Source organism: Enterobacter cloacae complex sp. 302F9 (genome assembly GCF_050030335.1).
Taxonomy (GTDB): Bacteria; Pseudomonadota; Gammaproteobacteria; order Enterobacterales; family Enterobacteriaceae; genus Enterobacter; species Enterobacter hormaechei_C.
The window spans coordinates 2,206,943-2,230,643 of the sequence record NZ_JBLGUC010000001.1 but is presented as its reverse complement, the minus strand read 5'-3'; the positions used below and the strand labels follow the sequence as shown (position 1 = coordinate 2,230,643).

The window sequence follows — 23,701 nt, the reverse complement described above, 5'->3', positions numbered from 1 at the left end:
TAAGGCTGACACAACTCAATAAACACAACAAGATGAGGTCTGCGATGGGAAGCAATTCTTCTTTTTCTGCCCGTAGAACGGCACTGGCCATGGCCGTTGCGCTCTGTTGCGCCTGGCAATCCCCTGTTTACGCTCACGGCAGCGAGGCGCATATGGTCCCGATGGACAAAACGCTTCAGGCGTTTGGCGCGGACGTGCAGTGGGATGATTACGCTCAGATGTTCACCATCGTCAAAGACGGTGCCTTTGTGAAGGTCAAACCCGGCGCAAACACCGCCATCGTTAACGGCAAACCGCTGACGCTCCAGGTGCCCGTGGTGATGAAGAACAATAAGGCGTTTATCCCGGAGACCTTTATCAACGATGTTTTTCAGTCCGGTCTTGATCAGACATTCCAGGTTGAAAAAAGCCCCCACCCGTTAAACGCGCTGACGGCTGATGAAATCAACCAGGCCGTAGCCATTGTGAAAGCCTCTGCGGATTTTAAACCCAATACCCGCTTTACCCAGATTGCGCTGGCGGAGCCAGAAAAGGCCAAAGTCTGGGACTTTGTGCTTAACGGCACGGCGGTGGATGCGCCCCGCCAGGCCAATATCATCATGCTTGATGGTAAACACATCATCGAAAGCCGGGTGGATCTGAAGGACAAAAAGATCCTCCGCTGGGAGCCGATCAAAGACGCGCACGGCATGGTGCTGCTGGATGACTTCAATACCGTGCAGCAGATCATCAATGAAAGCCCGGAGTTTGCCGCCGTGCTGAAAAAGCGCGGCATTACCGACCCGAAGAAAGTGATCACCACTCCGCTTACCGTCGGCTTTTTTGACGGCAAGGATGGGCTGAAACAGGAAGACCGCCTGCTGAAAGTGATCAGCTATCTCGACGTGGGCGACGGTAACTACTGGGCGCACCCGATCGAAAACCTGGTTGCGGTGGTGGATCTCGAGCAGAAGAAAATCCAGAAGATTGAGGAAGGCGCGGTCGTGCCGGTTCCGCTCACGCCGCGTCCTTATGATGGCCGCGACCGCGTTGAAACGGTGAAAAAACCGCTGGAAATTATCGAGCCGGAAGGCAAGAACTACACCATCACCGGGGATAGGGTGCACTGGCAGAACTGGGATTTTCATCTGAGCCTGGACTCACGCGTCGGCCCGATAATCTCCACCGTGACCTATAACGACAACGGCAAAAAGCGACAGGTGATGTATCAGGGATCGCTCGGCGGCATGATTGTGCCGTACGGCGACCCGGATATCGGCTGGTACTTTAAAGCCTACCTGGACTCCGGCGATTACGGCATGGGTACCCTGACCTCCCCGCTGGTGCGCGGCAAGGATGTTCCGTCTAACGCCGTGATGCTCAACGAAACCATCCCGGATTACACCGGCGCGCCAATGGAGATCCCCAGGGCGATCGCCATTTTCGAGCGTTACGCCGGGCCGGAATATAAGCATCAGGAGTTAGGTAAACCCAACGTCAGCACCGAACGCCGCGAGCTGGTGGTGCGCTGGGTCAGCACCGTGGGTAACTACGATTACATCTTCGACTGGGTATTCCACGAAAACGGCACCATCGGCATTGATGCAGGGGCTACGGGCATTGAAGCGGTGAAAGGCGTGCAAACGAAAACCATGCATGATGCCACCGCGAAGGATGACACCCGATACGGAACGCTGATCGACCATAATATTGTCGGTACCACCCACCAGCACATCTACAACTTCCGTCTGGATATGGACGTGGACGGCATCAACAATAAGCTGGTGGCCATGGATCCGGACGTCAAACCGAACACCGCTGGCGGACCGCGCACCAGCACCATGCAGGTTAATCAGTATGATATTGATACCGAAAAGCAGGCGGCACAGAAGTTTGACCCGGGCACCATCCGCCTGCTGAGCAATACCAGCAAAGAGAACCGCATGGGCAACCCGGTCTCGTATCAGATCATCCCTTACGCGGGCGGTACACACCCGGTAGCGTCCGGCGCGAAGTTTGCCCCGGACGAGTGGATTTATCACCGCCTGAGCTTTATGGATAAACAGCTGTGGGTGACGCGTTACCATCCCGACGAGATGTACCCGGAGGGAAAATACCCGAACCGTTCCACGCACGATACCGGCCTCGGCCAGTACAGCAAAGATAACGAGTCGCTGAACGACCAGGATAACGTCATCTGGATGACCACCGGCACCACCCATGTCGCCCGTGCCGAGGAGTGGCCGATAATGCCGACGGAATGGGTGCACACGTTACTCAAGCCGTGGAATTTCTTTGACGAGACGCCAACGCTCGGCAAGAAAAAAGAGCAGAAATAACCTACCGACCGGGCGTAATGCCCGGTTTTTCATCCGCTTACTTGCTGAATTACTCTCCCCGATTATAGTTATTGTTACCTCGCTTAATCCTTTTGCATTTCTTGACACACTTTCACCAGGATTCGAAGTCCCCACAAACAACGTCACAGTTTACTGAGAGGTTTTAGGATGAGAATCAATGAGATCGTCAGGAGTCTCGCGCTGGCGGGATGTTTTATTTCTGCCAGTTCCGCCTGGGCCGCAGAAGCACCTAAGGATGCCACCGCAGCAACGCAACAGGCCAACAACGCACTCTTCAACCAGCTTCCTTTCTCCGATAACACCGATTTTACCAACGCCCACAAAGGGTTTATTGCCCCGCTGCCTCAGGACATTATCAAAGGTGAGCAAGGCAACACCGTCTGGGATCCGCAGCAGTACGCTTTTATCAAAGAAGGCGATAAGGCGCCCGACTCGGTTAACCCGAGCTTATGGCGTCAGTCCCAGCTGATTAACATCAGCGGTCTGTTTGAAGTGACCGAAGGCGTCTACCAGATACGTAACCTCGACCTGTCAAACATGACCATTATTGAAGGTAAAGAAGGCATTACCGTGGTCGACCCGCTGGTGTCGGCGGAAACGGCCAAAGTCGGGATGGATCTTTACTATAAAAATCGCGGTAACAAGCCTGTTGTCGCCGTAATTTACACCCACAGCCACGTTGACCACTATGGCGGCGTGCGCGGCGTGGTGGATGAAGCAGATGTGAAGTCCGGTAAGGTGAAAATCTACGCGCCCGCCGGATTTATGGAGGCCGCCGTCGCGGAGAATATCATGGCGGGTAACGTCATGAGCCGCCGCGCCAGCTATATGTACGGCAACCTGCTGAAGCCGGATGCGAAGGGCCAGGTCGGCGCGGGTCTCGGCACCACCACCTCCGCCGGGACGGTGACCCTGATCGCCCCGACCAATATCATCGAGAAAGATGGTCAGAAAGAGGTGATCGACGGCCTGACCTATGATTTTATGCTCGCGCCGGGATCGGAAGCGCCTTCTGAGATGCTCTGGTATATCGAAGAGAAAAAGCTGATCGAGTCAGCGGAAGATGTCACCCATACCCTGCACAACACCTACTCCCTGCGCGGCGCGAAAATTCGTGAGCCGTTGCCATGGTCGAAATACATCAACCAGGCGATTGTACGCTGGGGTGATAAAGCCGAAATCATTATGGCGCAGCACCACTGGCCGACATGGGGCAACGACAACGTGGTTAACCTGCTGAAAAGCCAGCGCGACCTGTATCGCTACATCAACGACCAGACCCTGCGCATGGCGAACGAAGGGCTGACCCGTGACGAGATTGCCGCCAACTTCAAACTGCCAAACTCCCTGGCCAATACCTGGGCAAACCGTGGCTATTACGGTTCTGTCAGCCATGACGTTAAAGCGACCTACGTGCTCTATTTAGGCTGGTTTGACGGCAACCCGGCGACCCTGGACGAACTGCCGCCTGAAGAAGCCGCGAAGAAATTTGTGGACTATATGGGCGGTGCGGATGCCATCCTGAGCAAAGCGAAAACCGACTTTGACCAGGGGAACTACCGCTGGGTGGCTCAGGTGGTCAGCAAAGTGGTCTTTGCCGATCCAAATAATCAGGCCGCGCGAAACCTGGAAGCGGATGCGCTGGAGCAGCTGGGTTATCAGGCTGAATCAGGCCCGTGGCGTAACTTCTACCTGACCGGCGCCCAGGAGCTGCGTAACGGCGTGGTGAAAGGACCGACCCCGAACACCGCCAGCCCGGATACCGTGCGCGCGATGACGCCAGAAATGTTCTTTGACTATCTGGCGGTGCACATTAACGGTGAAAAAGCGGCGGATGCAAAATCGGTGTTTAACATCGACCTCGGCAGCGACGGCGGTAAATACAAGCTGGAACTGGAAAATGGCGTGCTGAACCACACGGCGAACGCCGAAGCGAAAGACGCTGACGCGACCGTGACCCTCAACCGCGATACGCTGAATAAAATCATCCTGAAAGAAGTGACGCTTAAACAGGCGCAGGATAACGGCGATATCAAAGTGACCGGCGATGCCGCAAAACTCGATGCCATGCTCGGTTACATGGATAAATTTGAATTCTGGTTTAACATTGTGACCCCGTAAAGGCAGCACTCGCGGGCGGACGTTCCGCCCGCTCAAGGAAAATTCTCTTCAATGGAAAAAAGACATCCAGCCACACCCGAACCCGCGATATGGCCTACCCGTAAATCAATGGTTGTTCACGGGCTGGCCGTGAACCTGCCGTGGCTCGCCTTTGTGAATGCCAGCTTTGCCCTTATGGTCCTGCTGCGCAATTCGCTGTTCGGCCATATCGATGCCCTCCTGCACATCAGCCCCCCTCTGCGGCAGATGATTGACGCCTCCATGCTGGGCGTGGTGATCCTTTCCGTGGCGCTGGTGATCATGGCCTGGCGCCACATCCGCGGCGTCAGCGCCGTTTTGTTTATGTGCAGCCTGCTGTGGTCGATAAGTTGTTACTGGTTTATCAACGTGTTACAGCTTCCTCATCCCTGGCCTATATTCGTGACCCTGCTGATGGCCGGTATGACCGCGCTCTATTTTCACCCGGTGGCACTGCTCTGCTTCACCGTTCCGCTATGGGTAAGCCTGCCCGTTGCCAGCATGCTGCTGAATCAGGAAATTAATTATCGCTTTGCCGGGCTGTGGGTGGTGTTCACGTTCATTCTCGTGTGCGGGCGCTATATCCTGTTGAGCTGGTTTGAAGAGGCGTGGCGTCGCAACCAGCAGAATCAGCGTTTAATTTCGCGGCTGGATGCGCTGGCCCATCAGGATCCACTGACGAAAACGGCCAACCGCCGGGCGATGGAGCTGGTGCTGGAAAATGCCGTAGAGCAAGGCAAACGCTTCGCGGTGCTGATGCTGGATGTCGATTACTTCAAACTGTATAACGACACCTACGGTCACCAGGCGGGAGATGCGTGTCTCGCGCGGGTGGCAGAGGTGCTGAACACCTCGGTGCGCACGCCAGAGGATGTGGTTTCGCGCTACGGTGGCGAGGAGTTTGTGGTGATCCTCTTTGACTGCGAAGAAAGCATTGCTGAGAAAGTCGCCGCGCGGATCCAGGCTGGCCTGCGCAACGCAGCCATTCCGCACGGCGCGTCGAAGGTGAGTGAATGTGTGACGGCGAGTATGGGCATTGCAGGCTATACCGCAGGGCTGGCCGGCCCGGAAATCATCGCCCGCGCCGATGCGGCGCTGTACAGGGCGAAGGAGGCCGGGCGGAATCGGTGGTCGCTGTAAGTTACGCCGGGTGGCGCTGCGCTTACCCGGCCTACAAAACCAACCTTTTCCTCGATCCCGTAGGCCGGGTAAGGCGTAGCCGCCACCCGGCGTTTTTTTTAATACCGCACACACACCGACTTAGTTTCACACCAGCCGTCCAGCCAGTCGGGGCGGAAATCATTGCCCGCGCAGATGCGGCGCTGTAAAGGGCTAAGGAGGCCGGGCGGGATCGGTGGTCGCTGTAAGTTACGCCGGGTGGCGCTGCGCTTACCCGGCCTACAAAACCAACCTTTTCCTCGATCCCGTAGGCCTGGTAAGGCGCAGCGCCACCCGGCGTTTTTTTAATACCGCACACACACCGACTTGGTTTCACACCAGCCGTCCAGCCAGTCGGGGCCGAAATCATCGCCCGCGCCGATGCGGCGCTGTACAGGGCGAAGGAGGCCGGGCGGGATCGATGGTCGCTGTAAGTTACGCCGGGTGGCGCTGCGCTTACCCGGCCTACAAAACCAACCTTTTCCTCGATCCCGTAGGCCGGGTAAGGCGTAGCCGCCACCCGGCGTTTTTTTAATACCGCACACACACCGACTTGGTTTCACACCAGCCGTCCAGCCAGTCGGGGCCGAAATCATTGCCCGCGCCGATGCGGCGCTGTACAGGGCGAAGGAGGCCGGGCGGAATCGGTGGTCGCTGTAAGTTACGCCGGGTGGCGCTGCGCTTACCCGGCCTACAAAACCAACCTTTTCCTCGATCCCGTAGGCCGGGTAAGGCGTAGCCGCCACCCGGCGTTTTTTTAATACCGCACACACACCGACTTGGTTTCACACCAGCCGTCCAGCCAGTCGGGGCCGAAATCATTGCCCGCGCCGATGCGGCGCTGTACAGGGCGAAGGAGGCCGGGCGGAATCGGTGGTCGCTGTAAGTTACGCCGGGTGGCGCTGCGCTTACCCGGCCTACAAAACCAACCTTTTTCTCGATCCCGTAGGCCGGGTAAGGCGTAGCCGCCACCCGGCGTTTTTTTAATACCGCACACACACCGACTTAGTTTCACACCAGCCGTCCAGCCAGTCGGGGCCGAAATCATTGCCCGCGCCGATGCGGCGCTGTACAGGGCGAAGGAGGCCGGGCGGAATCGGTGGTCGCTGTAAGTTACGCCGGGTGGCGCTGCGCTTACCCGGCCTACAAAACCAACCTTTTCCTCGATCCCGTAGGCCGGGTAAGGCGTAGCCGCCACCCGGCGTTTTTTTAATACCGCACACACACCGACTTGGTTTCACACCAGCCGTCCAGCCAGTCGGGGCGGAAATCATTGCCCGCGCCGATGCGGCGCTGTACAGGGCGAAGGAGGCCTGGCGGAATCGGTGGTCGCTGTAAGTTACGCCGGGTGGCGCTGCGCTTACCCGGCCTACAAAACCAACCTTTTTCTCGATCCCGTAGGCCGGGTAAGGCGTAGCCGCCACCCGGCGTTTTTTTAATACCGCACACACACCGACTTGGTTTCACACCAGCCGTCCAGCCAGTCGGGGCCGAAATCATTGCCCGCGCCGATGCGGCGCTGTACAGGGCTAAGGAGGCCGGGCGGGATCGGTGGTCGCTGTAAGTTACGCCGGGTGGCGCTGCGGTATGAACCGGAAACATGGGTAACACTTTAGACCGGATACATGGGTAACAGTTATAACTGGCATAGAAGAGGAGACTCGCTATGCCCTGGACTGAGACCCGACCTATGCAACGCCTTGATTTTATCCGTGCCTGCCATGCAGGTACGGATTCTTTTTCAGCCCTCTGCCGTCTCTTCGGCATCAGCCGAAAAACCGGTTACAAATGGCTTCATCGTTTTGACCCCTCTGACCTGTCATCTCTCTCTGACCGGTCGCGTGCTCCGCACTCCCACTCCCGTACAGTTCCTGATGATATCGCCGGGCAGCTTACGGCCCTGAGGCAGAAACACCCTGACTGGGGCCCCAAAAAACTGCGGATGTGGCTGCTCAATCATCACGTCGATTTTACCGTCCCCGCTGCCAGCACTATCGGCGATATCCTCAAGCGTGAAGGCCTGGTTCCGGATAAAAAGCGAAAACGCAGAACCCCGGGCAATCGCCAGCCCCTGACCATCATCAGTGAGAACAATCAGGTCTGGAGCGCTGATTTTAAAGGCAAGTTCAGGCTGCTGAGCCGGAAATACTGTCATCCCTTCACCCTGACCGACAATCACAGCCGGTATCTTCTGAGCTGCCGGGGAACGGACCGGGAGAGCGAGCCCTTCGTCAGGCAGTGCCTGACGGATGCGTTCCTGGAGTACGGTCTGCCGGAAGTCCTGAGAACGGATAATGGACAGCCTTTCGCAGGAACAGGTATCGCCGGGTTAAGTCGCCTTGCAGTCTGGCTGATAAAGCTGGGCATCAGACCGGAACGTATCAGAAAGGGGCATCCGGAAGAAAACGGCCGTCATGAGAGAATGCACCGTTCGCTGAAAAGTGCAGTAAAACAGGGCAACACCTTTATGACGATGGAAGAACAACAGCGGTGGTTCAGTGACTACCGGGAAGAGTTTAACTACGAAAGGCCGCATGAAGCCCTGGCGGGTGCAACGCCCGGAACGGTATGGCAGCCCTCAGGCCGACACTGGGATGGCAGGGTTCCTGAATATGCTTATCCGGAAGGAGGTACGGTCTACAGGGTGAAATCAAGGGGGACACTCTATATGGGGAAAAAGGGGACGGTGTTCCTGAGTGAAGCGCTGACTGATGAGTACATCATGCTGGAAGAACAGGATGATGGCCTTGAGGCCATCATCTTTAACGGAATAACGCTTGCGTACTACGACCGAAAAACCCAGAGTGTGCTCCGGATAGACTGAAAAGTGTTACCTATGTTCCCGGTCTGATCTGTCACCTATGTATCCGGTCATACACTGCGCTTACCCGGCCTACAAAACCAACCTTTTCCTCGATCCCGTAGGCCGGGTAAGGCGTAGCCGCCACCCGGCGTTTTTTTAATACCGCACACACACCGACTTGGTTTCACACCAGCCGTCCAGCCAGTCGGGGCCGAAATCGCGCCCGGTGCCGGACTGCTTCATGCCGCCGAACGGCAGGTTGGCGTCTATCAGCGTGTGGCTGTTCACCCACACGGTTCCGGCCTGTAACCTGTCGGTATACGCCAGCGCTTTACTGATGTTCTGCGTCCAGACGCTGGCCGTTAAGCCATATTCAGTGTCATTCGCCAGCTGAAGCGCCTCTTCCCCATCGGCCACACGAACCAGGTTCACCACCGGCCCGAAGACCTCTTCACGCGTCAGTCGCAGATGATTATCCGGGTTGACCACCAGCGTTGGCGAAACGTAATAGCCTTTGCCGTCTGGCCCCCGGTTCCCGGCGATCAGCTCCGCATTGTGCGCCTTCGCCTCATCCAGGAACGCCTGAACCTTATCGCAGTGGGCGCGCGACACCAGCGGGTTGATAAACGCCTCCGGCGACATGCCCGGCCCGACGCTGAGGGATTTCACGGCCTGTTCAAACCCGCTGACCAGCGTATCGAACAGCGGAGCCTCAATATAAATGCGCGAGCTGGCCGCGCAGACCTGCCCCTGGTTCAGGAAGCTGCCGGTCATCAGCCCTTCAATCACCCACGCCGGATCGGCATCTTTCAGCACGATGGCCGGGTTTTTGCCGCCCAGCTCCAGCGTCACGCCCGTTAGCGTGTCCGCCGCCGCGCGGGCAATCTGCTTGCCCGTCGCCGTCGAACCGGTAAAGCTCACTTTGGCAATGCGCGGGTGCGAGGTCAGCGCCGCGCCACAGACGGCGCCACTGCCGGTCACCACGTTGAACACACCCTCCGGGATCCCCGCCTCGCTCGCCAGTTCCGCCACCCGTAACAGGGTGAGCGGCGTGGTTTCCGACGGTTTGATCACGATGGAGCAACCTGCCGCCAGCGCGGGCATCACTTTCCACATGCCAATCATCAGCGGGAAGTTCCACGGCACAATCCCCGCCACGACTCCCACCGGCTCTTTACACGTCCACGCCTGATAACGCGCGCCCTGCGGCAGTGGAATCGAGAGATCGAGGGTTTTACCGGCAATTTTGGTGGTCAGCCCTGCCGTGTAGCGCATCCAGTTCAGGGTGCAGCCCACCTCGAAGGCGCGGGAAATGTTAATCGATTTCCCCTGCTCCAGGGTTTCGAGCTGTGCCAGCTCTTCGCCATGCTGTTCCACCAGATCCGCAAACCGCAGCAGGATGCGTTCCCGCTCTGCCGGCAGCCGTCCGGCCCAGCTTCGGGCGACAAAGGCGCGCCAGCCAGACATCACCGCACGATCGACATCATCGACGCTGGCATCGGCGGTAGAGGCAATAACCTCTCCGGTAGCCGGGTTGTAGACGTTCAGACGCTTTTCGCTATCGGATGCCGCCTGACGCCCTTCGATCCACAGGCCGTGCTGGCGATCTAAAAACTGCTGCACGCCCGGCAGGATGGCGACATGTGATTCGGACATAGAATACTCCTTCGTTATGCTTCGCAGGGTGTGTATGCAGTCTAAGAGGGGATTCGCATTCCTGCTTTTGTCTGTGTGACATTCGCTTTGCCAGCTGTGACAGGGTCCGCAAATCGTGATAATTCCCGCTTATATCGCTGTATCCGTTGAGTGTTCTTTCCTATAGTCAGCCTCGTAGCCCTGACAAAATGCAACATAAATGCAACAATGCGAAAACAGTGACGGTGCAGCGAGAACAACAATGGCGTGTGCAAGCGAACAGGACAATTTTCAGCAGTGGCTGGCGCAAATTAACCAGGTTTGTGGGCGCTTTGCGGCACGTCCGTTAGAGGGGGCGTTTCTCGGCGAGCTGGAAACCAGCTACACCCAAAGTCTGAAGCTGAGCACGGTGACCTCCGCAGGCGTTAACCTGTTTCGCACCCGTCAGGAGATCAAAAACGGCAACGACGCCTGGTTCTACACCGTGTTTCAGCTGGAAGGCAGCGCCGGAATCGAACAGGACGACCAGCGCGCGATGCTGAAAGCCGGGGATATCACGCTGATTGACGCCTCCCGCCCGTGCTCCATTTACTGGCAGGAGCGTTCCCGCCAGATTTCGCTGCTGCTCCCGCGACAAATCATTGAGCAACACGCGCGTTTTCAGGAAGTGAGATGCGCGCTGCCCCTCTCCCGCAGTCTGCCTACCGTACAGCTGAGCTACCGACTGCTACAGGAGAGCATGGGCAATGCCGATCTCAGCGCCAGTGAAAGCGAAGCGGCGCTTGAGGCGATGGTGTGTCTGCTGCGTCCGGCCTTCCAGCAGCGTGACGAGGTGCTGCCGCGCAAGGAGCGTCAGTTCCGCCACGTTCTGTCCCTGATTGATGATCATATTCAGTCGGAGGCGTTAAGACCGGAGTGGATAGCTTCAGAGAGCGGCATGTCCGTGCGTAGCTTGTACCGCATGTTTGCCGGGAAAGGGCTGGTGGTAGCGCAGTATATTAAGAACCGTCGCCTCGATTTATGCGCTCAGGCGCTGCGTTCCATCAGCGATGACGAAAAGCTGGCGGGGATTGGCTACAGCTGGGGTTTCACCGACCATAGCCATTTTTCCACCGCCTTTAAGCAGCGTTTCGGGGTTTCGCCGGGCGAATACCGCAGGCGTTATCGCTAGCTATTTTTTCAGCCACTTGCCGTTAATTCCCTTCACGTACTCACCCGGCTGCGCGCGGGCCACCAGCTTTTGTCCCGCCATTTTCGCCACCTCGTCGACGGGTAAATTATTACTGTCAGCCAGCTGCTGGTAACTTTCCGTGCGTGCGGCGTTGATACGGTTCACCAGCGCCAGGGTTTCAGCGTCGTGCTGAACGGGCGCAAGATAGCCGCTCAGGGTTTCCCCTACGCGCCCCTGGGCACGCGCATCGTTGAGCGTAAGCGTGGCGGCGTGAACGTTCATCCCCAGCGCCAGTAACATCAGAGCTAATCGTTTCATGACATCCTCAGAACAGATCGCTGCGGGATTTCAGCAGGGCTTCAACGTCTTTATCCACCTTGATATGGATTTCATGCTCGATTTTCACGTTCATGTTGATGGTGATCGGCTCTTTGGGCGCCGCCACTTCAATGCGCGGCGTGCAGCCTGACAGCAGCGCGACGACGGCCACGGTGAGTACACCAGCCCTCTTTTTCATTGTTGTTCCTCACTTTCCTTGCCTGTCGAACCGCGGAGAAGGGGTATCGCCGCATGTTGCTCAAACCATGTTTGCAGATTGTCCCCAAAGCGCAGGCTGCGCCAGAGGGTAAAAATGTTCTCTTCATGGGTGTAATTCAGGTTTACGAAACTGCTTTTACCTTCGACGCGGCTGGTGCCTTTGATGGCCGCCTGCATGGTTAACACACCCAGATTATCCACATTGAGTTTTGTCCACGACTGCGAAATTTCCATATAGCGGAGCCAGTTGATCGCCGCCCCGGCAACCATGTTGTCTTTCACAATGGCATCCGCCGTGTCCTGGTCGATGCGCAGCGTCATCGGCCCCGGGTTGGTCAGCCAGCCATCTTTAATGATCCATTTTTCATTGCCCAGCCAGAACGGCAGTGCGCCGCTCACCGGGCCGGACATGGCAAACTGCTTCGGATTCACCGCGCTTATCAGTTCGCTGGAGGAAATATTACCCACGCGCAGTAAAGCCGGATCGTGCTGCGGCATTCTCAACTGCTGCATGGTGATTTTCCCGCCGAGCGCTTCCACCTTCACGTTGGTGAGCAGGAGCGGGTTCGCTTCGGTCCAGGGATAATCGCCCTGGAGATCCGCGGTGATATTTCGGGCTGTGACCAGGTTTTTCACCTCGTCGATTCGTAACGTTACCGGCCCGCGCGTGCCCAGCGACCAGGTACCCTGGCTTAAGCGGAACGGAAGAACAAAATCCACGCCGTTGATCTCGTTATCCGGCATCCACGCGCTGCCCGCTTTCAGCACCCCGTGCCCCCCGGCCTCAAACCCCTGATCGGGGGCCGCGGAGAAAGCCACCTGCGCGTACATTTCGCCGCCGCGCAGGGTCATTTTCCAGTCTGGCGGGATCAGCGGCTGAAACACCGTAAGAGACTGTTTTGGCCACCAGGCCTGACCGCGAAGGCGTTCGCCGTCCCAGCGTCCATTCACCTGGACCGGGCCGATGTCGTCCGCATGCAGGTTCCCTTTAAACTGGAACACCGTCGGGTCTGTCCCGTCAACACTGAAGGTCAAAACGGACGGCGGCAGCACGCTTCCGCCTGAAAAGCTTGTTTGCCCGGCGTTAAGCGCGAGCGCGCCGCTAAAGGTGGGGTTATCCGGGTCCCGCGACCAGCGCACCGGGTGATCCAGCACCAGGCGCGGCTTGCTGACCAGCATCGTACCGTACTGCAATTTGTCGAACCCCGTGGAAAGATCGGTCAGTTCGATAACGTTGTCGCGCCACTCCCCGGTTCCCCGGACATCCCAGCGCGCGTTCATTGGCGTGAAATTCCCTTTACCCCAGTAGCGCCACTGCCACAAACCGTTGTCCGGTAAAAAGTCGTTAGCCTGGCCGTCCAGATGCAGCTCAAAATCGCCCATCTCGTTTTCATGCGCCCGCAGAATGGCTTGCAGGCGGCCGTCCACGCCCTTCTGCGTGAGCTTCACGCCCGCCAGCGGCCAGCGGATCTCATCGATATCCAGCGAGTCGATGATGCGCCCGCGCGAGCGCAATAAAGCGCCGGGTTCAAACGTAAGCTGCGGATCGTAAAGGCTGCCGGTCAGCATCGCCGGGAGCCTGGCATACAGGATCAGATCGTTTTGCTTGGCTTCCCCGCTCAGGTGCAGCGGCATAGCGCTGTTATCCATACTGAGCGAGCCGGGACCGATATTCAGCACCGCGTTGCCCTTACCCGCATCCCCCTGGGTCAGCACGTTGAGCCGCCCCGTGAAGGTGGCTTTCTCCAGCCCCTGCTGCCAGTTATCCACTTTCAGCCCGACGCGTCCGCTCATTGGCACGCCGGAGGCTAACCAGTTCCAGCGTCCGTCGCTGATGGTCAACTGCTGAGCGGTGATCTGCCACGGTAAATCGAGCAGCGGATCGGGGTTGTCCCGCGCCATGACCACCAGCTGGCCCTGATTGTCCTCCCAGTCCAGTTCGGCATCGACCAGCGAGGATAACTGTGGCACGTTAAAGGTCGCGACCGTATGCCCTTTCACCGGCACGCCGTCCGGCACCAGCGGCAGGGTAAATTCACCGACCAGCTTCACGGGCTGCGGCTGATCCGGCAGTTGCACATCGAACTGGCTGATGGAAAGGGTCTGGCCGCGTAACTGCCCCTTAATGCTCACCTGCTCGCCTTTATAGGTGATGTCCTGGCGGGCTGGCGTCAGTGAAGCATGCAGCTCACCCTCCCACTGCTGCCAGGGAAAAAGGGTAAAGCGATGGATGGTCAGCCAGGTGTTGGGCAGGATGGCCTGCCACTGCGCCAGCGTTTTCGGCGCCACCGTTGAGGGCGCTGACTGCGGTAATTTGCTCAGGCAGACAGAGTTAAGTGTAAGTGCGCCAATATCCAGATCCCAGCGGCTGGGATGTGACAGAGTCACGTTTTCCACGCGGGCAATTTCACACTCTTCTACCAGATAGCGGAGATCGGGGATGATCAGGGCGTGACGTGTGAGCCGTGGGCTTTTTTCAAACGCGATACGCGTTCCAACGGGGAGCCAGATCCCGGCGAGCGTGGGTACCCACTGGGCGAGCGTCATCAGCAGCGTCAGCGGCACAAGAAATAGCAGCAGTAATAGCGCGATTGCGGCTTTGTATTTACCCTTCATGGGCAGTTAATATCCTGATTTTGCGAAAAAAATAAGCCGTTCTTGCCGCTCATTGTCGCATGTTTAGCCAGTCAGTTGAAGGTAATGCCATTTTTAAGAGTAGATGCTCTACAATAATTCATAGAACTTATTGATTTCAATGAATTTTGAAAAATTGTAAGATAATTTTAAACATGCTAACGTGGTTCCAAAATCACTGGAGAAAGTCTTATGAAACTCGCGGTATATAGCACAAAGCAGTACGACAAAAAGTATCTGCAACATGTTAACGAGACGTACGGTTTCGATCTTGATTTTTTCGACTTTCTGCTAACTGAAAAGACGGCTAAAACCGCCCACGGCTGCGAAGGCGTGTGTATCTTCGTTAACGACGACGGTAGCCGACCGGTGCTGGAAGAGTTAAAAAAACAGGGCGTGAAATACATTGCCCTGCGCTGCGCGGGCTTTAACAACGTCGATCTCGATGCCGCCAAAGAGCTGGGTCTGAAGGTCGTTCGCGTCCCGGCCTATTCTCCGGAAGCCGTGGCAGAACATGCGGTCGGGATGATGATGTCGCTCAACCGTCGTATTCACCGTGCCTATCAGCGAACCCGTGATGCTAACTTCTCTCTGGAAGGGCTGACCGGCTTTACCATGTACGGTAAAACCGCAGGCGTCATCGGTACCGGCAAAATTGGCGTGGCCGCCCTTCGCATCCTGAAAGGATTTGGCATGCGCCTGCTGGCGTTTGATCCGTACCCAAGCGCCGCTGCGCTGGAGCTTGGCGTGGAGTATGTCGATCTTAAAACGCTCTTCTCGCAGTCTGACGTTATCTCCCTGCACTGTCCGCTGACCCCGGAGAACTATCATCTGCTTAACCAGTCGGCGTTCGATCAGATGAAAGACGGCGTGATGATCATCAATACCAGCCGCGGCGGGCTGATCGACTCTCAGGCGGCTATCGAAGCGTTGAAAACGCAAAAAATCGGCGCGTTGGGTATGGATGTGTACGAGAACGAACGCGATCTGTTCTTTGAGGATAAATCTAATGACGTGATCCAGGACGACGTGTTCCGTCGCCTGTCTGCCTGTCACAACGTGTTGTTCACAGGGCACCAGGCGTTCCTGACCGCCGAAGCGCTGATCAGCATTTCGGAAACCACGCTGGGGAATTTGCGTCAACTCGAAAAGGGCGAAGCGTGCCCGAACGCGATAGTGTAAGCCTGGTAAGCCGGGTGGCGGCTACGCCCTGCCCGGCCTGTGGATTGCGTTAATTGTAGGCCCGGTAAGCGCAGCGTCACCGGGCTTTTAGGCTTCAATCCTGCCACGCGCAGGATAGTCTTAGCTGACGTTTGCCGCTCTGTTTTATCCAGTAACCCGAAAACAGGTAATAATTTCGCTTAAATAAGTTTGATTTTTACCTCATACCCCTCGAGGCCTGTCATGGCTTCACGAGCGATAAACTCAATTTCAGACACTTCCTGCCCTGTTTTTTTACGTAACTCTGAAATTTTTTTGGTTATAAGCGCTGAAATTTCTTCTTCTGCCTTTTGCGTCAGTGCGTCAACGTTCATGTTTACCTCTTGCAACCGTTTACTGTTTCCATTCTCCAGCAGGCGACAGCTAACGATTAACTGCCTTTAACCATAACTGTATGTAAAGAGTAGACTATCTGTGTAACGTATGCTGCCGTCGCATTTAAATATGCATTTAGATTGCATTATTTAAACAAGGTGTTATTGTCCCAAAGCCTTAGAGCACAAAAAAGATAAATATAAGAAAAGCTTTGACTCACACTCGCCCCGCATCAGGGGCATTTTTTTGGCTGTTTGTAAGCAAAAACCCGCCATTAGCGGGTTTTTGTGTTATTCGAGAAAATTATTTAAAGACTTCTGCAACGGCCTGGAAGTTAGGGCCATGCTCGCGGGCAGCAATGATGACGTAGTATTTCCCGCCCTTCTCGTCTGCCAGTTTTGAGAGTTTTTGATGAAGATCTGAAGGTGAAGAAATTTGTCCACCTGAAGCCCCTACAGATACATTACCAAGGTATTCAAGCTTGAAGTGGTGCGCTTCATCCTTGGAAATCATATCTGCCGCAGACGCGCCGAAGCTTGCTACTGTTAAAGCCAATACACTCCCTAATAGTGCTTTTTTCATATCATTCCTCCTGTTGATGAATCTATATATTTAACATTAGCAGCAAATATGTAAATGATCCGTATCAATATTGTAGAAGGATTGAGCATCACGACCAGCCATTACTGACCTGAACAGCGGGTACAGCAGGTTCATCTACTATACTGACCTGTGCAGTCGTCATTTATCTGCCGGTTGCGCCTGAAGCAACCGAAACTTACCTGTACCATGACCATCAGGAGAACAATATGCACACGAGTAAAACCCTGAAAAGGCTGCTAGCCGTATCAGCAGTTGCAGCAATGTTCAGCACCGTTGGCGTACAAGCCCAGACAACCAGCGCCGCGCAAACTCAAACTGCGGGCCAGGCTCAACCGGACGCCAGACTCAGCTCCGGCGACGAGAAAGCATTGAAGGACATGGCGCAGGCCAATATCAACGAAGTTGCCGCCGCCAGGCTCGCCCTCGACAAGGCCCAAACCAGTGAAGTGAAAACATTCGCCCAGAAAATGGTCGACGATCACGGCGCCGCGCTGACCAAAGTCAAGACCGTTGCCCAGAAAAAGGGCGTGGAGCTGCCGACCGAACCAGACGCCGCGCATAAAGCCCTGAACTCAAGGCTGGAAAACCAGCGCGGTGACGCTTTTGACAAAATGTATATGGAATATGCTGGCGTGAAGGACCACGAGAAGGTGCTGTCGAAGCTTAAGAGCGACGCCAGTAAAATCGACGATCCGGATGTGAAGGCTCTGGCCAACGAGCACACTCCGGTCGTTGAGCAGCATCTGAAGTCCGCCGAGCAGATGTCAACGCGTGCTGGCGCATCAGCCGATAAATAACGCGTCGGTAAAACGACTACTGCAAAATAAAGTGGGGCCCGCAGGCCCCACGTTTATTTCCCCTTCCTGCTGAATTATTCCGGCAAGGCGTAGACCACCACCTGATCGCCCACCTGATCCTTCAGGATCGTATTCCCGCCTGCCACGAAGGCCACATACTGGCGACCTTTATATTCATAGACGGACGGGTTCGCTACCGCCGGAGCTTCGGCCTGATCGGACCACAGCTCTTCACCGCTCTCTACCGAGTAGGCACGCACTTTGGCATCCATTGAAGCACCGATGAAGATCACGCCGCCCGCCGTCACTGCCGGACCACCAATGGTAGGCGAACCCCAGCTTTCCGGCATGAAGAAGCCATACTGCTGGGAGGCGCCAACCGGACGACGCCATTTCACATCGCCCGTGTGCATGTCCAGCGCCACGATTTCACCAAACGGCGGTTGCCAGCACGGCATGCCCAGCCAGTTGCTCGCCACCAGCAGACGCATACCGTACGGGGCGCCTTCCTGTGGGGCAAAGCCGCTTTCGTTGCCGGAGTCTTTGTCTGCGTTATCGTAATCCTCACGGCTGTACAGCTTCACGTACTGGACGATATGCGAGGTGTTGACGATGGCGATCTGTTTTTGCGGATCGAACGCCACCCCACCCCACTGGACGCCGCCGGCGCTATCGGGATAGGTGAGCGTGCCTTCGCCTTTGGTGGTCGGCGGGGTATACATTCCTTCATAGGTCAGGTTATCCCACAGACGGGAGCACTGGCCGCCACCGACGATATCCGCCAGCTTCCAGATTTCCGGTTTTTTCGACTGGTCGAGCAGCGGCGCGGGTTTGGTCGGGAATGGCTGCGTGGGCGAGAGAACTTCGCCCTGGACCGAACCATCACCCTGCGGAACCGGACGTTCTTCGATTGGCCATACGTCCTCCCCCGTCAGGCGGTTAACCACAAACAGGAAACCCTGCTTGGTGGCCTGCACCAGCGCCGGGATCTGCTTGCCGTCTACGGTGATGTCCATCAGCGTCGGGGCGGAGTTGATATCGTAATCCCAGACGTCGTGGTGTACCCACTGACGTGACCAGACCACTTTACCGGTGTTGATGTCCAGGGCGGTGGTCGAGGTGCCAAGCGGAATAGCGTCTACGCGGTTGCCGCCCCAATAGTTGGGAGACGGCGATGAGACCGGGAGATAGACCAGCCCGTTAGCCTCGTCGGCGGACATGTGCGTCCAGACGTTGGCGGTACCGGTACGCTTGCGGATCTCTGCCGGGATCGCCTCAAAGGTCCACTCAAGCTTACCGGTCTGAGCGTTGACTGAAAATACGGTGCCCGGAGGGGCTTCGGCATAGGCCCAGTCCTTCCCGGCCCAGCCCACCAGCAGATGGTTGCCGACAACGGTTGGCGGTTGCAGGACAGAGAGCGGATACTTCGCGTTAACGGTGTTCCACTGGTTCAGATCCAGCACGCCGTTGTTCGCAAAGCCGCTGCACGGTTTGCCTGACTCGGCGTCCAGCGCAAAGAGCTTGCCGTCAACGGTGCCCATATAGACCATCTTCTGGCATGCCTCACCCGTCACCGGATTTTTGGCCTGCCAGTAGGAAACGCCGCGATTTTTCAGCACCGGCTGGGTCAGCGCCTTGCGCGACGATTTGGTGTCATAGTGCCACTTCTCTTTACCCGTCCCCGGATCCAGCGCAATCAGGCGATCGAATGGCGTGCCGATGTAGAGCGTATCGTTGGCGAAAATGGGCGTTGCGGACCAGACGGTAGCTGGCGTATCGCCTTTACCATCCGAGACGTCGCCGGTATGGAACTCCCAGACTTTCGTTAATTTCCCGACGTTATCCGCCGTAATTTGGGTCAGGGGACTGTATTTCTGCGCGTTAAGCTGGCCGTGGAAGCTGTCCCAGGTGGCGGTGCCGGGCACCAGCGGCGTCGCTGGCTGGCTGGCCGAGGCGACTTTCTTTCCATCACCGCTGCCGGTTGAGGCATCGTCGGTGGTTTTTGTGGTTCCGGGCGCCTGCTGATCGGCCGCATCAATGTTCAGTGATTCCTGTGTCCCCTGAGAGGCTTCAGCGGCCTTATCCTGCGCCTGTAGCGCGAGCGGAGCGACCAGCAGCGCCAGCGCCGTCATGCTGACTTTTATGAAGGGATAATGCTTATCGTTGTGCACGGGCGGCTCCTCAGCTTCTGACGGGATGGTTGTAACGAGCGGAATGGCTGCTCAGCATAATCAGACCAATCAGGCCGACCACCATGGCTGCCGTTATGATGTACTGGTGCAGCAGCGCGGCGGCGAAAGCAATACCCGCCAACACCACCAGGGTGACAATAATCAGAAAAACGCGCGCCCCGCGACGCGATGCCGCACGTAACATAAAGGTCAGGATCGCCAGCACTACGCTGGCAATGACCACGCCCAGTGCGCCAATGGTGCCAGTGACGCCGGTAAGCGGCGTCCACCAGGCATATAGCGCCACCGCGAAGGCTATTATCGCGGTCAGCAGCAGCAAAATGCTACCGACCCGCGAGGATTGAGAATGCAACATACCAGGAACCCCCCTCTAAAATGCAAAATTGACCATTATTAAGGCGTTTTCGTGAATGTATACCCCTGCTGCCCGCCGCTATTAAGGGAACGCGACGTGTGGAGCGGCGGCATATTTCACTAAACGTAACTGAGTATAGAAGAGGATTTTCTTATGGGGCGTTTAATACCAGGCATACGACGTCCTTAACCCCTTCGCCACCATAAAGAGAGCGTTATGTTACAAGACGGTTCGAAAGCTACGAGCGGGTTACACGATTGTCTACATTCTGTTTTTTAATTTCAGGCATAACGGGATAATTTCACGCCCAATAAAATAATTAAATAAGCCCCCCTTCAATATGATGGCGCCTTATGGTACTTAATAAAACAGGGTGTTTATTCTTTAATTAACAGACGTGCAGGCAGGGAAAGTCAGTCGTTATTTGTTCGTTAATTTAACAAATCCCTTTCTTAATTAACCGCCTGTTAAAGCATCGTCAAAGAATAACGATAGTTATTGCAGGCATACACATAAGGTTTTCGGTATGCAACATCAAACCCCTCCCACCCGTGACGTAATGGCACAGCGACGACTACAGACAGATAAAAACTAAATAAGTCGTCGCCCCTCTAACAACGCGGTAAAATATGATGAATAAAGCCACAACTCTCTCAGCTGATATTACAACACGCTCTAACTGGCACTGGCAGGATAATATCTGGACGCTGGGCCTTTATGGTACAGCCGTCGGAGCGGGAACACTGTTCCTTCCCGTGGAAATCGGCACCCGTGGTCCGGTTATTTTTCTGGTTATGCTCCTGCTGGGGCTGCCGTTATCCCTGATCCCCCATTTACTCCTTTGTCGTGTATATATGCGTAAAGAGAAGACTGAAAACGGCACGTTGCCGATCTTCGGCTCCTTCTTCAGCGGAAGGGGTGAAAAGCTGATCACCCTGTTCTATTGTGTGACCTTCTTCCCGGTAACCCTGGTTTACGGGGTGGCGCTGATTAATGCGCTGAGTAATTTACTGGTGGAGCATCTGCATATTACCGCCCTCAGCCGTGGGCCATTGTCGTTTATCGTGGTTGCTGCGCTGTATGTGGTGCTTAGCAAGGGCCGGGACAGAGTCGTGGCCATTATGAGCGCACTGGCGCTGCCGTTCGCGGCATCTGTACTGCTGATCGCCGTATCACTTATCCCGGGATGGCATCTGTCTAACCTGACCGATACGGCCGCTGAAATGAACGCCACGCCGCTGCCGGTAACGCTGAAAAATATCTGGCTGACGCTGCCGCTTATTACCTTCTCGTTTTGCTGTGCGCCTATGGTCTCCCCGCTGAGCTCTTACTACCGGGAGAGGAAAGCGGAGGGTGAGAAAAAGGCACTGTTCGTGATCCGTATCGCCTACTTAGCTATCTTCGCCAGTATCCTCTTTTTCGTGCTGAGCTGCGTGCTGGGGATCCCCCATGACAACTTTGTGCGAGCGAAGGCGGAAAACCTGAATGTGCTGTCGGTGATGAAGGGAAACGGTGATTTCAGCCTGATTTACCACATTGCCCCGCTCATCGCTATCATCGGTATGACGAAATCCTTCCTCGGCGTAGGTCTGTCGGTCGCACAAACGTTTGGTCAGTTGGCTGCCAGCGTATCCGGCAAAAAGGCCAACGCCAGCAAGCGGCTGGCCTCTCTGGCGCTGTTCCTGCTGACCTATGGCATTGTTTATGCCAATCCGGATGTGCTCAGCCTGATTGAAATGTTCTGCGGACCACTGATCGCGGTGATCCTGTTCCTTATCCCGGCGTACCTCATATACACCCGCCCCTCGCTGGCAGAGCTTCGCGGCGTGACGGTGTTTTTGGTCGTATTGGGGGGGCTGGCAACGCTGTCTGCATTGCTCTGGACAATGCTTTAGTCTGAACGCCGTTTGACTGTACCCATATGGGTCTTCCCTTGTTGTGGTGGCTGAAGGCATGATAATGGTGTATTTAATCGCCAGAGGTCACCGCCATGGATGAAAAGTCCCTCTACGCTCATATTCTCAACCTGTCCGATCCGTGGCAGGTAAAGTCCCTTTCTCTCGATGAAAATGCCGGTTCTGTTACTGTCACTATTGAGATCGCTGAAAACACCCGGCTAGCCTGTCCGACCTGCGGTAAATCCTGTTCTGTTCACGATCACCGTCATCGTAAATGGCGCCATCTTGATACCTGCCAGTTCACCACTATTGTTGAAGCCGATGTTCCACGAATTATGTGTCCGGAGCATGGCTGCCTGACGTTGCCTGTTCCGTGGGCTGGCCCCGGAAGCCGGTATACGTTGCTATTCGAATCGTTCGTTCTCTCATGGCTGAAAATCAGCACCGTTGATGCTGTCAGGAAGCAACTTAAGCTCAGTTGGAATGCGGTTGACGGCATTATGACCCGGGCAGTTAAGCGAGGTCTTGCCCGGATAAAAAAGCCATTATCCGCCCGTCATATGAATGTGGATGAGGTCGCCTTTAAAAAAGGACATCGTTACATAACGGTGATCTCCGATCGCGATGGTCGGGCGCTGGCCTTAACGGATGATCGCGGCACAGAGAGTCTTGCCGGCTATCTTCGCACGCTCACTGATGGGCAGTTGCTGGCTATCAAAACGCTCTCAATGGACATGAACGCGGGCTATATAAGAGCAGCGCGTATCCACTTACCCAGTGCGGTTGAGAAAATCGCCTTTGACCGCTTCCATGTGGCGAAGCAACTGGGCGAGGTAGTTGATAAAACCCGTCAGAATGAACATCCGCACCTCCCTGTTGAAAGCCGACACCAGGCAAAAGGAACCCGCTTCCTGTGGCAGTACAGCGATAAGTGGATGACCGAATCCCGGCAGGAAAAGCTGATGTGGCTGCGTGCACAGATGAAGCTGACGAGCCAGTGCTGGGCGCTGAAAGAGCTGGCAAAGGATATCTGGAACAGGCCATGGAGCGAGGAAAGACGGAGTGACTGGCAGAGATGGTTGGCGCTGGCGGCTAACAGTGACGTTCCCATGATGAAAAATGCCGCGAAAACGATAGGAAAAAGGCTGTACGGGATCCTGAATGCGATGCGACACAGTGTCTCAAACGGAAATGCGGAGGCACTTAACAGCAAGATCAGGCTGCTGAGGATAAAAGCCAGGGGATACCGAAACCGGGAGCGCTTTAAACTGGGGGTGATGTTCCACTACGGAAAGCTGAATATGGCGTTCTGAGCCTTCCCACCATGATCGGGGAAGACCCACCCATATACAGTAGTATTTTACGTTCAGGCTGAATCACATGCGTAATATCCATAAGGTAAACAATCATGTTTGTGGAACTGGTTTATGACAAGCGAAACGTACAGGGGCTGGAGGGAGCCAGGGAAATCATTCTGGCCGAACTGACAAAACGCGTGCACCGGATTTTTCCTGATGCCAGCGTGACGGTTAAGCCAATGCAAGCGAACGGCCTGAACAGCGACGCCAGCAAAAGCGACCGTGAAAAGCTCAACCGCATGCTTGAGGAGATGTTCGAAGAGTCGGACATGTGGTTAATACAAGAGTAACCGGGCGCAAAGCCCGGTTCTGGCTTCGGGAGATAAATAGCATATAACGTTAACTTTGCGTAATTTCTTCCGCTATCGCGACGTGCCGATTTACGCCTCCATGGTTCCCCCAGCATAATCCCACCGATCCGATTGTAAGACATATACAGCGCGCGCCACATTTTCTTCCTGCCCTGTACTTTCAGTCTGACTGACTGGAGGTTTCTGTGTGTGGCCTTTTATGAAGAATCCGGTTTGGGGTTATTCGAGGTAGCCC

At 55.8% G+C, this 23,701-nt stretch carries 18 protein-coding genes and 6 pseudogenes; 10 read left to right on the top strand and 14 right to left on the bottom strand.

The annotated features are described in order from the left end of the window. The first annotated feature begins 44 nt into the window (after window positions 1–44). From tynA to ACQG0T_RS10910, 3 genes are all read left to right on the top strand, one after another. Window positions 45–2,318 (top strand): primary-amine oxidase, encoded by a 2,274-nt coding sequence (gene tynA, locus ACQG0T_RS10920; protein ID WP_271040794.1) that lies wholly within the window; start codon window positions 45–47, stop codon window positions 2,316–2,318. Window positions 2,319–2,486: 168 nt separating this feature from the next. Then, window positions 2,487–4,460 (top strand): alkyl/aryl-sulfatase, encoded by a 1,974-nt coding sequence (locus ACQG0T_RS10915; protein WP_023296555.1) that lies wholly within the window; start codon window positions 2,487–2,489, stop codon window positions 4,458–4,460. 51 nt (window positions 4,461–4,511) lie between these two features. Then, window positions 4,512–5,618, top strand: a complete 1,107-nt coding sequence (locus tag ACQG0T_RS10910) for a GGDEF domain-containing protein (protein WP_047727106.1) — start codon at window positions 4,512–4,514, stop codon at window positions 5,616–5,618. 98 nt (window positions 5,619–5,716) lie between these two features. On the opposite strand, the pseudogene ACQG0T_RS10905 reads toward ACQG0T_RS10910, so the two are convergent. The 6 pseudogenes from ACQG0T_RS10905 to ACQG0T_RS10880 form a co-directional block, all read right to left on the bottom strand. Next, a pseudogene (locus ACQG0T_RS10905) lies at window positions 5,717–5,785 on the bottom strand (hypothetical protein); the annotation flags it as partial. Between the two features lie 156 nt (window positions 5,786–5,941). Further along, a pseudogene (locus ACQG0T_RS10900) lies at window positions 5,942–6,016 on the bottom strand (hypothetical protein); the annotation flags it as partial. Between the two features lie 151 nt (window positions 6,017–6,167). After that, window positions 6,168–6,242: pseudogene (locus tag ACQG0T_RS10895) on the bottom strand (hypothetical protein); the annotation flags it as partial. A gap of 151 nt (window positions 6,243–6,393) precedes the next feature. Further along, window positions 6,394–6,468: pseudogene (locus ACQG0T_RS10890) on the bottom strand (hypothetical protein); the annotation flags it as partial. Between the two features lie 151 nt (window positions 6,469–6,619). Then, window positions 6,620–6,694: pseudogene (locus ACQG0T_RS10885) on the bottom strand (hypothetical protein); the annotation flags it as partial. A gap of 377 nt (window positions 6,695–7,071) precedes the next feature. Further along, window positions 7,072–7,146: pseudogene (locus ACQG0T_RS10880) on the bottom strand (hypothetical protein); the annotation flags it as partial. 156 nt (window positions 7,147–7,302) lie between these two features. Here ACQG0T_RS10880 and ACQG0T_RS10875 point away from each other — a divergent pair. Then, window positions 7,303–8,460 carry a DDE-type integrase/transposase/recombinase gene (locus tag ACQG0T_RS10875; RefSeq protein ID WP_271040396.1) on the top strand — a complete coding sequence of 386 codons (1,158 nt, stop codon included), beginning with the start codon at window positions 7,303–7,305 and terminating at the stop codon, window positions 8,458–8,460. Between the two features lie 135 nt (window positions 8,461–8,595). Here the strand turns inward: ACQG0T_RS10875 and ACQG0T_RS10870 are convergent, their stop codons facing one another. Beyond that, on the bottom strand, window positions 8,596–10,095 hold the full coding sequence (locus ACQG0T_RS10870) for an aldehyde dehydrogenase family protein (protein ID WP_271040793.1): 1,500 nt from the start codon (window positions 10,093–10,095) through the stop codon (window positions 8,596–8,598). 241 nt (window positions 10,096–10,336) lie between these two features. Here ACQG0T_RS10870 and feaR point away from each other — a divergent pair, with 241 nt between their 5' ends. Beyond that, the gene (gene feaR / locus ACQG0T_RS10865; protein WP_058685988.1) at window positions 10,337–11,245 is read left to right on the top strand and encodes a transcriptional regulator FeaR; all 909 of its coding nucleotides are present in this window, start codon (window positions 10,337–10,339) and stop codon (window positions 11,243–11,245) included. Here feaR and ACQG0T_RS10860 read toward each other — a convergent pair whose 3' ends face one another. The 3 genes from ACQG0T_RS10860 to ACQG0T_RS10850 are packed head-to-tail and all read right to left on the bottom strand — an operon-like array spanning window position 11,246 to window position 14,398. Then, window positions 11,246–11,563, bottom strand: a complete 318-nt coding sequence (locus ACQG0T_RS10860) for a YdbL family protein (RefSeq protein WP_006808832.1) — start codon at window positions 11,561–11,563, stop codon at window positions 11,246–11,248. Between the two features lie 7 nt (window positions 11,564–11,570). Next, window positions 11,571–11,762, bottom strand: a complete 192-nt coding sequence (locus tag ACQG0T_RS10855) for a YnbE family lipoprotein (protein ID WP_003857369.1) — start codon at window positions 11,760–11,762, stop codon at window positions 11,571–11,573. Then, window positions 11,759–14,398 (bottom strand): YdbH family protein, encoded by a 2,640-nt coding sequence (locus ACQG0T_RS10850; RefSeq protein ID WP_271040792.1) that lies wholly within the window; start codon window positions 14,396–14,398, stop codon window positions 11,759–11,761. Before ACQG0T_RS10850 ends, ACQG0T_RS10855 begins: the two co-directional genes overlap by 4 nt. Before the next feature lie 210 nt (window positions 14,399–14,608). Here ACQG0T_RS10850 and ACQG0T_RS10845 point away from each other — a divergent pair, with 210 nt between their 5' ends. Continuing rightward, window positions 14,609–15,598, top strand: coding sequence for a 2-hydroxyacid dehydrogenase (locus ACQG0T_RS10845; protein ID WP_045141548.1), 990 nt, complete (start codon window positions 14,609–14,611; stop codon window positions 15,596–15,598). Window positions 15,599–15,777: 179 nt separating this feature from the next. Here the strand turns inward: ACQG0T_RS10845 and ACQG0T_RS10840 are convergent, their stop codons facing one another. Together ACQG0T_RS10840 and ACQG0T_RS10835 are read right to left on the bottom strand one after the other, a co-directional pair. Beyond that, window positions 15,778–15,951, bottom strand: coding sequence for a GnsA/GnsB family addiction module toxin (locus ACQG0T_RS10840; protein ID WP_006808842.1), 174 nt, complete (start codon window positions 15,949–15,951; stop codon window positions 15,778–15,780). 304 nt (window positions 15,952–16,255) lie between these two features. Beyond that, a complete protein-coding gene (locus ACQG0T_RS10835) occupies window positions 16,256–16,534 on the bottom strand; it encodes a DUF1471 domain-containing protein (RefSeq protein WP_003857380.1) in 279 nt (92 codons plus the stop codon). Window positions 16,535–16,761: 227 nt separating this feature from the next. On the opposite strand from ACQG0T_RS10835, the gene ACQG0T_RS10830 reads away from it, so the two are divergent. Next, window positions 16,762–17,352 carry a DUF4142 domain-containing protein gene (locus tag ACQG0T_RS10830; RefSeq protein ID WP_017694065.1) on the top strand — a complete coding sequence of 197 codons (591 nt, stop codon included), beginning with the start codon at window positions 16,762–16,764 and terminating at the stop codon, window positions 17,350–17,352. Window positions 17,353–17,426: 74 nt separating this feature from the next. Here ACQG0T_RS10830 and ACQG0T_RS10825 read toward each other — a convergent pair whose 3' ends face one another. Further along, a complete protein-coding gene (locus ACQG0T_RS10825) occupies window positions 17,427–19,523 on the bottom strand; it encodes a pyrroloquinoline quinone-dependent dehydrogenase (RefSeq protein ID WP_271040791.1) in 2,097 nt (698 codons plus the stop codon). A gap of 10 nt (window positions 19,524–19,533) precedes the next feature. Beyond that, entirely contained in the window at window positions 19,534–19,899 is a 366-nt protein-coding gene (locus ACQG0T_RS10820; RefSeq protein WP_032104048.1) for a hypothetical protein, read from the bottom strand. Between the two features lie 632 nt (window positions 19,900–20,531). Here ACQG0T_RS10820 and ACQG0T_RS10815 point away from each other — a divergent pair. The 3 genes from ACQG0T_RS10815 (at window position 20,532) to ACQG0T_RS10805 (ending at window position 23,445) form a co-directional block, all read left to right on the top strand. Beyond that, window positions 20,532–21,794, top strand: coding sequence for an amino acid permease (locus ACQG0T_RS10815; RefSeq protein ID WP_271040816.1), 1,263 nt, complete (start codon window positions 20,532–20,534; stop codon window positions 21,792–21,794). Window positions 21,795–21,889: 95 nt separating this feature from the next. Next, on the top strand, window positions 21,890–23,110 hold the full coding sequence (locus ACQG0T_RS10810) for an ISL3-like element ISKox3 family transposase (RefSeq protein ID WP_000343760.1): 1,221 nt from the start codon (window positions 21,890–21,892) through the stop codon (window positions 23,108–23,110). A gap of 95 nt (window positions 23,111–23,205) precedes the next feature. Next, window positions 23,206–23,445 (top strand): DinI family protein, encoded by a 240-nt coding sequence (locus ACQG0T_RS10805; RefSeq protein WP_003857390.1) that lies wholly within the window; start codon window positions 23,206–23,208, stop codon window positions 23,443–23,445. Window positions 23,446–23,701: the final 256 nt, after the last annotated feature.